Origin of the sequence: Leucobacter celer subsp. astrifaciens (assembly GCF_001273835.1) — a bacterium.
In the GTDB taxonomy this organism is placed as follows: domain Bacteria; phylum Actinomycetota; class Actinomycetes; order Actinomycetales; family Microbacteriaceae; genus Leucobacter; species Leucobacter celer.
In genome coordinates this window covers 1-13876 of the sequence record NZ_JHEI01000148.1, presented here as the reverse complement: position 1 = coordinate 13876, position 13876 = coordinate 1, and the positions used below count along the sequence as shown (strand labels likewise).

At 70.2% G+C, this 13876-nt stretch carries 10 protein-coding genes; 6 read left to right on the top strand and 4 right to left on the bottom strand.

The annotated features are described in order from the left end of the window. On the top strand, positions 1–199 hold a 199-nt coding region (locus AMS65_RS20165; RefSeq protein ID WP_206542007.1), incomplete at its 5' end, for a hypothetical protein. 51 nt (positions 200–250) lie between these two features. On the opposite strand, the gene AMS65_RS16680 is transcribed toward AMS65_RS20165, so the two are convergent. Next, positions 251–937: a TetR/AcrR family transcriptional regulator gene (locus AMS65_RS16680; protein ID WP_053385307.1), complete on the bottom strand. Its 687-nt coding sequence runs from the start codon at positions 935–937 to the stop codon at positions 251–253. A gap of 173 nt (positions 938–1110) precedes the next feature. Here AMS65_RS16680 and AMS65_RS16675 point away from each other — a divergent pair, with 173 nt between their 5' ends. After that, entirely contained in the window at positions 1111–2337 is a 1227-nt protein-coding gene (locus AMS65_RS16675) for an acyl-CoA dehydrogenase family protein (RefSeq protein WP_053385306.1), read from the top strand. A 37-nt stretch (positions 2338–2374) separates the two neighbouring features. Here AMS65_RS16675 and AMS65_RS16670 read toward each other — a convergent pair whose 3' ends face one another. Beyond that, entirely contained in the window at positions 2375–3817 is a 1443-nt protein-coding gene (locus tag AMS65_RS16670; protein WP_053385305.1) for an amino acid permease, read from the bottom strand. Between the two features lie 71 nt (positions 3818–3888). Next, positions 3889–5502, bottom strand: coding sequence for an aminotransferase class I/II-fold pyridoxal phosphate-dependent enzyme (locus AMS65_RS16665; RefSeq protein WP_241489490.1), 1614 nt, complete (start codon positions 5500–5502; stop codon positions 3889–3891). A 74-nt stretch (positions 5503–5576) separates the two neighbouring features. Between AMS65_RS16665 and AMS65_RS16660 the strand changes: the two genes are divergently transcribed. After that, positions 5577–6524 (top strand): LysR family transcriptional regulator, encoded by a 948-nt coding sequence (locus tag AMS65_RS16660; RefSeq protein ID WP_053385304.1) that lies wholly within the window; start codon positions 5577–5579, stop codon positions 6522–6524. Here AMS65_RS16660 and AMS65_RS16655 read toward each other — a convergent pair. After that, the gene (locus AMS65_RS16655; RefSeq protein WP_053385303.1) at positions 6508–7155 is read right to left on the bottom strand and encodes a TetR/AcrR family transcriptional regulator; all 648 of its coding nucleotides are present in this window, start codon (positions 7153–7155) and stop codon (positions 6508–6510) included. The two genes, AMS65_RS16660 and AMS65_RS16655, sit on opposite strands and share 17 nt — an antisense overlap. Positions 7156–7311: 156 nt before the next feature. Between AMS65_RS16655 and AMS65_RS16650 the strand changes: the two genes are divergently transcribed. From AMS65_RS16650 to AMS65_RS16640, 3 genes are all read left to right on the top strand, one after another. After that, positions 7312–9027, top strand: coding sequence for an amidase (locus tag AMS65_RS16650; RefSeq protein ID WP_053385302.1), 1716 nt, complete (start codon positions 7312–7314; stop codon positions 9025–9027). Between the two features lie 209 nt (positions 9028–9236). After that, on the top strand, positions 9237–11219 hold the full coding sequence (locus tag AMS65_RS16645; RefSeq protein ID WP_083451798.1) for an S-layer homology domain-containing protein: 1983 nt from the start codon (positions 9237–9239) through the stop codon (positions 11217–11219). A 122-nt stretch (positions 11220–11341) separates the two neighbouring features. Continuing rightward, positions 11342–13876, top strand: a 2535-nt coding sequence (locus tag AMS65_RS16640) for an Ig-like domain repeat protein (protein WP_053385300.1), incomplete at its 3' end; no start/stop codon positions are given.

Genomic DNA, 13876 nt, shown 5'->3' with positions numbered 1-13876 from the left:
CGCTCAATCGGCGTGGTCTCCGCTCGCTCAATCGGCGGGGTCCCCGCTGCGCTCGACCGGCGGGGTCCCCGTCATCCTGCGCGAGCGGAGCGAGTCGCAGGATCCACACCGTCAGCTCCGCTCCGATGGATCCTGCGACTCCGGCTCGTTCCTCGCCTCCGCGCAGGATGACGGGGTGCCGGGTCTCGCCTCCGCGTAGGATGACGGGGTGCCGGGTTTCGACTCCGCTGCGCTCGGCGCAGCCGGGATCCTACTGCTCGCGCCCCAGCTGGGCCGCGACCGCTCCCAGCACGGCGTCGGGCGATCCCGCCGCGTCGTAGACGGCCACGAGCACGCGCCGCCGTCCCCCGGCCGCACCGGGCGAGAGCCAGTGATCGTAGAGCGCGACGAGCTGCCGCAGATCGCGGGTCACGGCCCGGGGCGCGTCGGCCACCCGTCCGCGCAACCAGTCGCGCAGGGTGGCGTTGTGCACGGCCACGAGCGAGGCCGCGAGGGCGGGACCGGCCCAGCCCGGGCTGCCCGCTTGCAGCGCCTCGTGGATGTAGCGCGCGAAGACGCGTTCGTAGCGGTGGGTGATGATGAGCTCGCGGTCGCGCAGCGACGGGGTGTGCCGCATGAGGTCGAAGCGCAGGCGAGCGGCCTCGGGGTCGCGCACCAGCAGCCGCAGCACGTCGGCCGTGCCCTCGACGAGCGCCTCGCCCGCCGGCAGCTCCGTCGCGGACAGGAAGGCCTCGAGCTGGGCGAGCGCGTGGTCGTGGTCGGCGAAGACGACGTCGTCCTTGCTGCCGAATCGGCGGAAGAAGGTGCTCCGGCTCATGCCCACCGCGTCGGCGAGATCCTCCGCGGTCGTCGCGTCGTAGCCTCGCTCGGCGAGACGGCGGATGGCGGCCGTCGAGCTGTCGGGTGCGGCAGCGGCGCGGGGAGTTTTGATGGCCATACGCCGAAGTTAGCACAGGGAGCCATATTGACACTAGGTTTCATGGCTGGAAATGGCTCTATTGAAACGAAGGATGCCGAAACTCTCCGCAATACGGGCTTGACGTGAGACCCGGTCTCAGGCATGCTCGAACCAGAGACGCCGGTGCGTGAACGGCGCAGAGAGGACCTCCGATGACGAACACCAGGCCCGCCGCAGTCAGCCAGGGAACCGAGGAGCCGGAGTACGAGCTGTGGGAGCCGCTCGATCCCGACGTCGCCGGAGTGTTCCGCGGCGTCTCAGCAGAGGATCTCGCGTACCGCGACCGCGCTCGCGATTTCGTGCAGAACGAGGTGCGCCCCGTCATCGCCGGAATCTGGGACCGCGCCGAGTACCCGCTCGATCTGGCCCGGCGCCTCGGCGAACTCGACCTGCTGCGCGACGGTATCGACGTCCCCGGTTTCCCCGAGCAGAGCCTGCTCGGGGCCAGCCTCACCATGATGGAGCTGGCGCGCGGCGACGGATCCGTCGCGACGATCGCGGGGGTGCAGGGTGGCCTCGCCCTGCGATCCATCGCGTACTGCGGCTCCGACGAGCAGCGGCAGCGCTGGCTCGAGCCGCTGGCGCGGGGCACCGAGCTCGGTGCTTTCGCACTGACCGAACCCACCCACGGCTCCGACTCGGTGAGCCTGGAGACGCGTGCGGCTGCGGACGGCGACGGCTACGTGATCACGGGCCACAAGAAGTGGATCGGCTCGGGCAGCGTGGGCCAGATCTCGGTGGTCTGGGCGCGCGGCGACGACGGGCAGGTGCAGGGCTTCCTCGTGCCGCAGGATTCTCCCGGTTACCTCGCGACCACGATCGAGGGCAAGGTGTCGCTGCGCGCCATCTGGCAGGCCCACATCGAGTTCGACGGCGTGCGCCTGCCCGCCGACGCCAAGATGCCCGGGGCGAACAGCTTCAAGGACACGGCCCGCGTGCTGCAGGCCACGAGGCTCGGTGTGGCCTGGTCGGCCCTCGGGCATGCCGTGGCGGTCTACGAGACCGCGGTGCACTACGCGAAGCAGCGCGTGCAGTTCGGGCGTCCGCTCGCGGCCTCCCAGATCGTGCAGGCGCGCCTCTCCGAGATGCTGAGCCAGCTCACCTCGTTGCAGGCCCTGCTCATGCAGCTCACCCGCGCCGAAGAGGCCGGGGAGCTGACCGGCCCCGGCGCATCGCTCGGCAAGTACACGGCGACGCGCACGGCGCGGTCGATGGCCGCCAACGCGCGCGATCTGCTCGGCGGCAACGGGATCCTGCTCGAGAATCGTGTGGCGCGGCACTTCGCCGACATCGAGGCGCTGCACACCTACGAGGGCACCGAGACCGTGCAGGCGCTCATCATCGGGCGCGAGATCACCGGACTCTCGGCGTTCGCCTGAGCTGCGGGGCCCTGCTGGCTGAGGGCCCCGCCTCCTCCTAGTCCTCCTCGTCGAGCGGGTGCTGGACGGTGGGGACGGGCGCGGTCAGGGGGCGCCCCTCGCGCTGCAGCTTGCGCTTGCGCAGCTGCCAGAGCACCGTGAGCAGCAGGAACCAGAACGGCGTCGCCAGGAACGGAGGCCGTGTGTCCTCGCCGTAGAGCAGGGTGCCGGCGATGAAGACGAAGAACGCGAGCACGAGCCATGGGGCGATGCGGGAGAGCGGCATCTTGAACTTGGAGGCTGCGTGCCGCTCGGGATGGCGTCGGCGGTAGACGATGTAGCTGACCACGATCGATCCCCAGGTGAAGAGGATCAGCGTCGCGCACATCGAGGACACGAAGGTGAACGCGGCGACGATGCTGTCGCCGGCGAAGAGCAGCGGGATCGCGGCGAACAGGAACACCGAGGTGAAGAAGACCGACGCGCGGGGCACCCCGCGGCTGTCCGTCAGGGAGAACGATCGTGGCGCATGGCCGTCCTTCGAGAGCCCGAAGAGCATTCGTGTGCCCGAGTACAGTCCGGAGTTGGCGCTCGATGCCGCGGAGGTGAGGACGACGAGCTGGATGACGAACGCGGCGAGGCCGAAGCCCGCCAGGACGAGCGTGGAGACGAAGGGGCTCTTGTCCGCCTCGATCTGACCCCAGGGGGTGACGCTCATGATCACGACGAGCGCGCCGACGTAGAAGATGAGGATGCGGGCGACGATCGAGTTGATGGCCTTCGGCAGGGTCTTGCGGGGATTCTGCGTCTCGGCGGCAGCGGTGCCGACGAGCTCGACGCCGATGAAGGAGAAGATGCCCATCTGGAAGCCGAGTACGAAGCCGCTGGCGCCCATGGGGAACATCCCCCCGTGCTCCCACAGGTTGGCGAAGGACGCGACGTTGCCGTCCGGGCTCTCGAAGCGGGTGACGATGAGGATGAGGCCGACCGCGATGAGGCCGAGGATCGCCACGACCTTGATGATCGCGAACCAGAACTCCGTCTCCCCGAAGTACTTCACCGGTTGCAGATTGAGCACCAGGAGCACGCCGGCGGTGATGAGCGCCGGGAGCCAGCTCGGCACGTCGGGATTGAACCACTGCACGTACGCAGTGATCGCGACGATGTCGGCGACGCAGGCGATCACCCAGGAGAACCAGTAGTTCCACGAGACGAAGAACCCGGCCCACGGCCCGAGCATGTCCTTCGCGATGTCGCCGAAGGTCTTGTAGTGCAGGTTCGAGAGCAGCAGTTCGCCGAGTGCGCGCATGATGAAGAAGACGAAGAAGCCGATCACCATGTAGACGAAGATGATCGACGGTCCGGAGACGCTGATGAGCTTGCCCGAGCCGAGGAAGAGACCGGTGCCGATCGCGCCTCCGATGGCGATGAGCTGGAGATGGCGGTTCTTGAGACCGCGATGCATCTCCTCGTGCGGCGCGACGGTTTCGGTTGAAGTCATGACACTCCCTTGTGCGGCGGCCGGGCGGCCTGAACGGAGAACGGGGGCGGCCGAACGGCCGGGACGAAGAACTAGACTACGACGCGGAAGAGCGAGAGCTCGGGATCCGCTGCGCCCCGCACGTAACCGGACGGCGAGGCCGCGGTGGTGCGCAGGAACTCGACGACCTGCTCGCTGAGCACCTCGCCGGGCATGACGTTGGGCACGCCGGGCGGGTACGCGGCCAGCGAGTCGGCGGAGATGCGGCCGACGGCCTCGGCGACCGGCACCGTCTCCACGGCGCTGTAGAAGGCTTCGTCGAGCCCCATGGCGCGTTCGCAGGCGTCGGGCAGTGCGACGGGGCGCTCCGGCTCGATCTCCGCCTCCGGCAGCGACTGGAGCGCCTGCCAGAAGCGGTCGACGTCGACGTGCGAGGTGGCCCCGATGAGCAGCAGCAGAGCGGCCGGCGTCGACAGCTCGCAGTAGATGCGGTGGTCTCGCAGCAGGCGGTTGTGCGCATCGTCGCCCGTGATGCCCGCGCCCCGCGTATCGATCGCGATCTTGAACGGGTCGTTGGCGATCGCATCCGGGCGGTCCAGGATGTCCGGGGTGGCATCGCGGAAGCGGCGATCCGATCGCACCAGGTCGCGAATCTGCTCAGCCGACGCGAGTGCGCGCTCGATCATGTCGGGGCGCGTCATGAGGTGGCGCCGAGCCTCGTCGAGCGAGGCGAGGAGCAAGCCGCTCGTGCTGGTGGACTGATAGGAGCGCACCACCCGGTCCACGAGCGACTCCAGGCGCTGGGCCTGCGGGCCGTGGCCCAGATGCAGCATGGCCGATTGGGCGAGGGATCCGGCGCCCTTCTGAGTGCTGGAGATGACCAGGTCGGCGCCCAGACGTGCGGCGTTCACGGGCAGGGCGGGGTGCAGGCCGAAATGAGCCCCCCACGCCTCGTCGACGATGAGCGGCACCCCGTGGCGGTGGGCGACCTCGGCGATCGCGGCGATGTCGGCGACGGCCCCGAAGTAGCTGGGGGAGACGATGTAGACGGCGGCGCTCCCGGGGTGGGCGGTGAGCGCGGTCTCGACCTGCTCCGCGGTGACGCCGTGCGAGGAGCCCAGGCCGGTGTCGACGGACCCGTGGACGAAGTGCGGTGTGATGCCTACGTGAGTGATGCCGTCGATCACGCTCGAGTGCACGCTGCGCTGCACGACGGCCTCGGTGCCGAGACCGCGAACCACGGTGGTGGCGACGTGGTTGCAGCCCGAGGCGCCCGTGGTGATGAACCAGGTGCGGCTCGCCCCCCACGCCTCGGCCGCGAGGTGCTGCGCGCGCATGATCGGGGTGGCCCGGCCCGGGGTGACGAGTCGCCAGGTGTCCTGATCCGCGTTGCTGAAGAGCATCGGGAAGTCCAGCTGCAGCGCCTCCGCGCCGATCAGATTCGCGACGCCGGGCGCGTTCTCCGCCTGCCCCTGGTGCGCCGGTACGTGCAGGCGCTGCCAGTCGTGGCTCGCGAGGGCGCGGAGCGCATCGGCGAACGGGGTCTCGAAATGGTGGGCGGGGATCTCGGCAGCCTCGGGCATTCCGGTCGCCTCGGGGATCCCGGCCGCCTCGGGGGTCTCGGCCGCCGCGGGGGTGCCGAGCGGGGCGGCGGCGTCCCGTGCGTCGAGGGGAGGCGCCGGCTGTGCAGTGGAGACCTGGGGCATGCACCCCAGAATAGGAAGTTCTGCACCCCTGCGATATATCAGGTTTTCAGTGCTAGTGACATATTCTCTATTCCATGATGAATCTGCAGCAGTTCCGTGTGCTGCTCGCGGTGCGGGCGCACGGCAGCCTCACTCGCGCTGCCGAGGCGCTGCACTACGGCGTGCCGACCGTGACCCACCACCTCCGCGGGCTCGAGGCGCATCTGCGGGTGAAGCTCGTGGAGAGCGGCCGATCCGGTACACGGCTGACCCCCATCGGGGTCTCGTTCGCCGAGGAGGTCGAGCAGATCCTCGAGCGCCTCGATCGAGCGGAGCAGGCGGTCGCCGATCAGCGCGACGCGGGGCTCGTCACGCTGCGCGTCGGCACCTTCGCCTCGATCGGTTCGCGGCTCCTGCCGGCGGCGATCTCCGAGCTGCAGCAGCGCACCTCGGTGCGCGTCGAGGTGGTGGAGGCCGAGCCCACCGAGGTGGTGCGGCTGCTGCGCAGCGGCGAAGTGCACGCCGGGCTGATCTACGACGCCTCGACCGAACCCGCCTTCGAGGCGCCGGATCTCACGCTCGACACGCTGCTGTCCGAGCCGTACCGCGTCATGGTGGCCCGCGAGAGCGAGTGGGCGCGGCAGGAGACCCTCGACTTCGCGCACCTGGCGGGTGTCGCGTGGCTGTGCAGCCGCAGCGACGACGAGGCTTCGGATCGAGTGCTGCGGCGGGTCTGCCACGCGCTCGGGCACCCGGTGCGCCCGCTCATGCGCACGGACGATCTCACCATGATCCACGGCCTGGTGGCCGAGGGACTCGGCTGCGCGCTCACCACCGCGACGGCCGTCGACGCCGACTTCGACGTGGTGCTGCGGCCCACCGTGCAGGACCTGGGGGAGCGGCGAGTAATGTTCGTGACGCAGCGCGGCAGGATCCCCCCGGTCGCGCGCTGGCTCGGAGAGATCCTGCAGCGGGTCGCGGGGGAGCGGGCCGGGGCTCCCGGCACCGCCCGGCACGAGCGGGGGCTCAGCCGAGGTCGGTGAGCAGCCCTCGCGCGCGGAGCTCCGCGCGCACCGCGTCCTGCGCCTCGCGCGCGGTGATCTGCCCGGTGAGCCAGCGCCCGGAGAGCCCCTCGACGAGCGCGGTGAGGATCAGCGCGACCGTGCCCGATTCGGTGCGGGGAACGGCCTCCGCGAGCAGATCCCGCACGGCGCGCTGCCAGTCCGCCGTCGAGCGCGCGAGCGCCGTCGCCTGCCCGGAATCGAAGACGGCCGCGGCCCGCAGCTCGTTCCAGGCGATCGACCCGGCTCGCACCTGAGGATCATCGCCGAACTCCGAGCACAGCAGCGCCGCCAGGTGCTCGCCGGCGGTGAGCGCCCCGGTCCCGGCGAGCGCGGGAGGATCTTCGGCGGGCGATGCCGATGCCGATGCCGATGCGGATGCGGATGCGGGCAGCGTCGCCGGATGCGTGCCCGCGCGCCTGGCCGCGCTCTCGTTCACGTGGTCGAGAGCCGCCTGCAGCAGCCCGTCGCGATCGCCGAAGTGATAGGCGAGCAGGCCGATCGACACCCCCGCTTCGCGTGCCACGTCGCCCATGCGGAATCCGCGCAGCCCGGCCCGGGCGATGACTCGTTCGCAGGCCTCGAGGATGCGCTCTCTCGTGTCGCTCGCCATGGTCGCCGCTCCTCTCCCAGCGCGCCGGCCGCCCGCGGCACTTGACACCCGGGCGTTCGCAACTGAAACTATTTTCAGGATACGTCGTGCACGTCGATCGAGGCAACGGGCGAAGATCGAATGCCGAACGGCTGGAAGAGAAGAGACGAGGAACCCATGGGTGATCGCACGGGAGCGTTCGAGCTGATCGAGACGAGCGTCGAAGAGGTGCTCGAGGCGTTTCGGAGCGGGGAGATCACGAGCGTCTGGCTCACCGGGCGCTACCTGGCACGCATCGAGGCCTATGATCGCGGCCCCGACGGCCTGAACTCGGTGGTCGTGCCGAACCCGAGCGCGCTCGAGGACGCCGCGGAATCGGACCGGCGCTGGCGTGAGGGCGACCCACGGCCGCTCGAGGGTGTGCCGTTCACCGTGAAGGACTCGTACATGGTCGAGGGCCTCACCGTGGCCTCGGGATCGCCGGCATTCGCAGGCCTCGTGGCGCAGTGGGACGCGTTCTCCGTGGCGAAGCTGCGCGAGGCGGGCGCGGTGCTCCTGGGCAAGACCAACATGCCGCCCATGGCCGACGGCGGCATGCAGCGCGGCGTCTACGGCCGCGCCGAGAGCCCCTACAACCGCGACTACCTCGCCGCGGCCTACGCCTCCGGGTCGTCCAACGGCTCCGGCGTCTCGACGGCGGCGAACCTCGCGGTGTTCGGCATGGGCGAGGAGACGGTGTCCTCCGGCCGCAGCCCGGCCTCCAACAACGGGCTCTGCGCATACACGCCGAGCTGGGGGATCCTGAGCATCCGCGGCAACTGGCCGCTGTTCCCCGCCCGCGACGTCGTGGTGCCCCACACGCGCTCCATGCCCGACATGCTGCGTCTGCTCGACGTGCTCGTGCAGGACGATCCGATCACCCGCGGCGATTTCTGGCGCAACCAGCAGGCGGTGGAGCTGCCCGAGCCGAGCGAGCATCGGCCCGCCTCCTACCTCGAGGTGCAGGGCTCCGGCGACGGGAACTCCGAGCCGCTGCTGGGCAAGCGCTTCGCGGCCCCGCGCATGTACCTGGGCGAGGATCCCGACTTCCCGATCGCGGTGCGACCGTCGGTGATCGCGCTCTGGCAGCAGGCGAAGACGCGACTGGAGGACTTGGGGGCGGAGGTCGTGGTGACCGATTTCCCGCTCATCGAACAGTACGAGGGCGATCGCCCGGGCCAGGAGAACGTCGGCGCGCTGGGCGTGCTGCCCGAGGGCTGGATGGACACGGAGTTCACCGACTTCCTCGCCTTCGGCTGGGACGACTTCCTGCAGGCCAATGGCGACCCCGCGATCCCGAACCTCGGGGTCGTGGATCCGGACCGGATCTTCCCGCAGCCCCCCGGCACGCTGCCCGATCGCTACGAGGAGGTCGAGGACTACGCCAACCGCTACCGCGCCACCGTGGCCTACGCGAAGGCGGGCATCCCGGATCCGCGCGAGCGCGCCGACTTCGCGGATGGCCTGCGCGCACTCGTGCAGCTGCGCGAACGGCTCTTCGAGGACTGGCTCGCCGAGAACGGCTTCGACGGCGTCGTATTCCCGGCGAACGCCGACGTGGGGCGCGAGGATGCCGAGCGGGATCCCGCCGCGGCCGATCACGCCTGGTCGAACGGCGTGTTCTTCTCGAACGGCAACTACGCGCTGCGCCACCTCGGGATCCCGACCGTGACGGTGGCGATGGGCGTCATGAGCGATATCGGAATGCCGGTCGGCCTCACATTCGCGGGCGCCGCCTACTCCGATCCGCGGCTGCTCGGATATGCGGCAGCTTTCGAGGCCGGCGGATCCGGCACCCTGCGCCGCCCGCCCGCTTCCGCGCCGGCTCTCCCGGGGGACCGTCCCGGAGCCTGAGCACAGATTCGCGACGACATACGAATGGCCGCTCCCCGTACCGGGGAGCGGCCATTCGCGTTCTGAGTCATCTACTGCTGCCGGAGAATGAGAGCCGGCGAGATCACCTTAACATCAGATCTTCCTAAGGGGAACCTTATCTAGATATGATGTTGAGGTTCTGGTCGGGTTCCGGAGCCGGCGGGAGCCGTTGAACGAGAGTGAGAACCATGCGCCGTCGAAGCAGCGGAACGGTTCGGAACCATCGACGACCGCGGGTGCGGGGCCTCGGCGCCCTGCTCTGCGCGGCCCTCATCGCGTCGGGCGCGGTGGCGACTGTCCCGGTCGTCGCGGCTGCTGAGGCTCCCTCGGATGCCCGCGTCGCCATCGCGGAGAGCGTCGCAGCGGCCCGGTCCTTCACGGATGTGCCGCGGTCGCATCGGTTCTATGCCGATATTGCGTGGCTTGCGGGTGAGGGGGTGACGACGGGGAATGCGGATGGTTCGTTTGCTCCGAAGGCGCCGGTGACGCGTGAGGCGATGGCGGCGTTCTTGTATCGGTATGCGGGGTCGCCGGAGTTCTCGGTGCCGACGCGGAGTCCGTTCTCGGATGTGCCGACGTCGCACCGGTTCTATCGGGAGATCGCGTGGTTGGCGCAGTCGGGGATCACGACGGGCAATGCGGATGGTTCGTTTGCTCCGAAGGCGTCGGTGACGCGTGAGGCGATGGCGGCGTTCCTGTACCGGTATGCGGGGTCGCCGAAGTTCTCGGCGCCGGGGAAGGCGCCGTTCACGGATGTGTCGGCGGGGTCGCGGTTCGCGAAGCAGATCGCGTGGTTGTCGGAGTCGGGGATCACGACGGGGAATGCGGATGGTTCGTTTGCGCCGAAGGCGTCGGTGACGCGTGAGGCGATGGCGGCGTTCCTGCACCGCTACGACCGCAAGATCGGGACGGAGAAACCCGAGAAGCCGGAGAAGCCCGAGAAGCCCGTGGATCCCGAGCCCCCTGTGCGGGCCGACTCCGTCGCCTTCGCCCAGCGCAACTGGGCGCCGACCCAGTACGATACCTGCCCCGCCGCTCTGCACGAGCAGTACGTCGCGATCGGCCCCGACGGCAAGCGCTACCCCACCTGGCATCCGGCGCAGGTCACCGATCCCGCGACCGGGCAGCTGTGCACCTTCGGACACGAGCACGGAGCCGACCCCGCGAGCTCCGACATCTACCAGTGGGTGGCCGACAACCTCGCCCCCGCCGACTACGTCGACGGGGAGCCGCAGGGCCTGCCCTTCGGGTACGTCAGCGAGCAGCTCGACGCCTATGTGCACCAGCACGGCAACATGTCGATGCGGCACGAGGACAACGCGGGCCACAAGGTGTTCGTCGCGAACAACGTGAAGATGCTCGACGCCGATCGCCGCTGGCTGACCCGCGGCGACGGCTCGCAGCTCGTCTGCGACGTGCTCATCAAACTGCATCAGGGCAGCTGGTCGGCCGACGCGACCGCCAACAACGCGCACGAGATGCTCTTCGCCGCCCGCTGCAACGACGGCACCGACGTGCTCACCTCGACGCTGACGCGTTTCGGCAACGCCAACGAGATGCACGGCACCTGCGCGCCCGACACCGCCATCCCGACGGTCGGCAGCACGCTGCCCGCGGGAGACGGCGGCAAGCGCACGATCCCCACCCACGACTGCGTGCGCAACAACCCCACCGACTGGACGCTCTACGAGGTGTGGGAGAGCGACAACAAGATCGTGGCGAAGGACGGCTCGGTGCTCGCGTACTTCGATCCCTGGTTCGGCGTGCGCAATCCGAGCCGCGTGTACGATCCCGGCGCCAGCACCGCGACGACGAACGGCATCAGCCATCCGGTCGATCTCGCCTGGCTGGAGGAGAACCCTGCGACCGACTACTTCTGGGCCGGGCTCGACGACATCGAGCGCTTCGACTATCAGGATCCTCGATCGCCCTTCGACGGCGCGCAGCGAGACTTCTACCTGGGGGATCTGCAGCTCACGAGCCCCGGCACCGCATCCGGCGTCATCTACACCGATCCCTACGGCGGTTCGGCGCGACCGGAGCCCGCGGTCGGATCCGTCGCTCAGATCGTCAAACCGGGGAGCGTACTCGGATCCGTGCAGCTCGCGCGGCAGAAGTTCGACGCGAAGGCCGACTACGGCAAGAACAACGGGGTGCACGCGCCCAACTGAGGCACGCGCGCCGGGGCCGGACCCCGAGCGGGATCGCCCGCTGCAGTGCGGATAGACCGACACGCGGACGGACGCGGAACGCGGGCAGATGCGAAGTACAGGCAGTCAAGGAAAGGACCATCGTGAATAGAAGGACCGCGCTCGCGAGGGCGGGAGCCGGCGTCACCGCCGCTCTTGCACTCGTATCGACAGCGCTCGTCGCGAGCCCCGCGCTCGCCGAGGAGCCCCCGGCCGCACCCGCGGTGTCCGAGATCCGCTGGACCGGCGAAGCCGGCGGCGACCTCGGATACGGCGCCAGTCGCTGGTCGTGCGATGTGAACGGCGATGGCGTCGAGGACACCGTCGTCGGAGACTGGTGGTGGAAGCGCGGCGGCACGTCCAACGCCGGCGCGGCCTACGTGCTGCTGGGCGGGGCGGATCCCGTCGGCGGCCCGATCGGCACCGGCGGTGCTGTCGGCGCGGTGCGCATCGACGGACCGAACATCCCCAACGCGTTCGCGGGCATGAGCGTCTCCTGCCTGAACGACGTGAACGGCGACGGCTTCGACGACGTGATCGTGGGATCCAACCGCACCCAGCGCGTCTGGGTGATCCTCGGTGCGGCCGACTTCGAACCGGTCGACGTGGATGCGTTGGGCACCCGCGGCTTCGAAGTGACGAACTCCGCGGCCGTCGCGGAGAATTCGGCGCCGGGAGGCAGCGCCAACTTCGGATACTGGGTGAGCGGTCTGGGCGACGTGAACGGCGACGGCCTCGCCGACTTCGCGATCACCGACAACCTGTACGACCGCCCGGCCGACGCCGCGGCGGGTACTCCGGCCATGGCGAACATCGGCCGAGTGTGGGTCATCGCGGGCTCGACGGACGTGAACACGATCGACGTCGCCTCTGCGCCGGGATCATCGCGCGTGCTGTTCACCATCGACGGCAACGGCGGGCAGATCAGTTCGGCCGAGAGCGTCGGCGACCTCAACGGCGACGGCCTGGCCGACCTCGTGCTCGGCAGCTACGCCGCCACCCCGTGGGGCGCGGGCGCGCCCGTCGCGGGTGCGGCCTATGCGGTGTTCGGATCGGCGGATCCGCAGAGCATCGACGTCGGCCAGCTGGGCACGCGCGGCTTCGCGGTGTACGGCGGGCAGCGGGGCCGGGACCGGCTCGGCACCTCGGTCGCCGCGCTCGGCGATGTGAACGGCGACGGCCTGGCCGACTTCGTGGTCGGCGGCGACGGGGTCTCCAATGCGCAGACCGGCCCGCGGGCCGGTGGGGCGGCGATCGTGTTCGGATCGGCGTCACCGCAGACCGTGTTCACCGCCCCCGGGGCGAGCACGGACGCGGTCTACAGCTGCGACGAGGAGAGCGTCAACACGAGCGGCAGCTGCGCGGGCGCCGTGGTGCCCCGCGGTTACTGGATCGACGGCGCAGCCGACGGCGACAAGCTCGGCTGGTCTGCCGCGGGCGTCGGCGACGTGAACAACGACGGCGTACCCGACACGGCGGTCGGCGCCTGGGCCCATGACTCCGCAGGCTCGAACGCGGGCGCACTCTACGTCGTCTACGGTCAGCCGGGCGGCACTGGCACCGTCTCCACCGCCGCGCTCGATCCCGCGCTCGGCTTCCGCATCGACGGTGCCGGGGCAGGCGCGCAGCTCGGCCGCTCGGTCGGCGGCGCGGGCGACTTCGACGGCAACGGAGTGCCCGATATCGTGGGCGGCGCCAACGGCACAGACTACGCATCGGTGTTCCTGCTCGGCGCCGCGGCCACCGCGCTCGAGCTCGAGGCGGGAACGCTCTCGGTGGGATCCGGTGGCACGCTCACCGCGTCCGTCTCCGCGAACCGACCGGGTGCGGGATCGCCGACCGGGTCGGTCTCCTTCACGAACGCCGGTGCCGCGATTCCCGGATGCGATGCCGTGCCGGTGGACGACGGCAGCGCGGTCTGCGCCGCGGAGTCGTTCGCGGCGGGCGGTGCGCAGCAGTTCGCCGCCGAGTTCCAGGACGAGTCGGGCGCCTTCGCCCCCGCCTCGGCCGAGATCACCGCCGAGGTCGCGAAGCTGTCGGCGACGGTGCAGGTGTCGGGCGAGACGCGCGGTGTCGCCCGCGACGAGATCGAGCTGGCCGCGTCGCTGCCGCAGGACGCCACGGGAACGGTGGAGTTCCTGGCGGACGGCAAAGCCCTCGGATCGGCGACCGTCGAGAACGGCGTCGCGAGTCTCGCGCACGTGCCCGCGGCCGCGACCAGCTTCCAGCTGACCGCGAGCTACGCGGGTGACGCCCGCTACGGAGCCGCGACCTCGAAGTCGAAGCGCGTGACCATCGACCTCGCGCCGGTGTTCCTCTCCGCGGTGACGCTGAGCTCGTACCAGGTGGGCGTCGGCGACCGGCCGACGGTCTCGGCGGTCGTCTCCGGCGCCTCGAGCGGCACGGTGCTCTTCACCGCCGGGTCGCGGGAACTGGGGACCGCACGGGTGTCCGCAGACGGCACGGTGCAGCTGCAGCTGCCCAGGCTCGCGGCCGGCACCTACCGTGTCTCGGCGCAGTTCCTGGGTGACGACGCCTTCGCCGACTCGGCGAAGCGCTCGGCCTCGAAGCTGCTGACGGTGTCGGCGATCCTGGTGCCGACGGAGCCCGCCGTCCAGTTCACGGATGTGCCGCGGTCG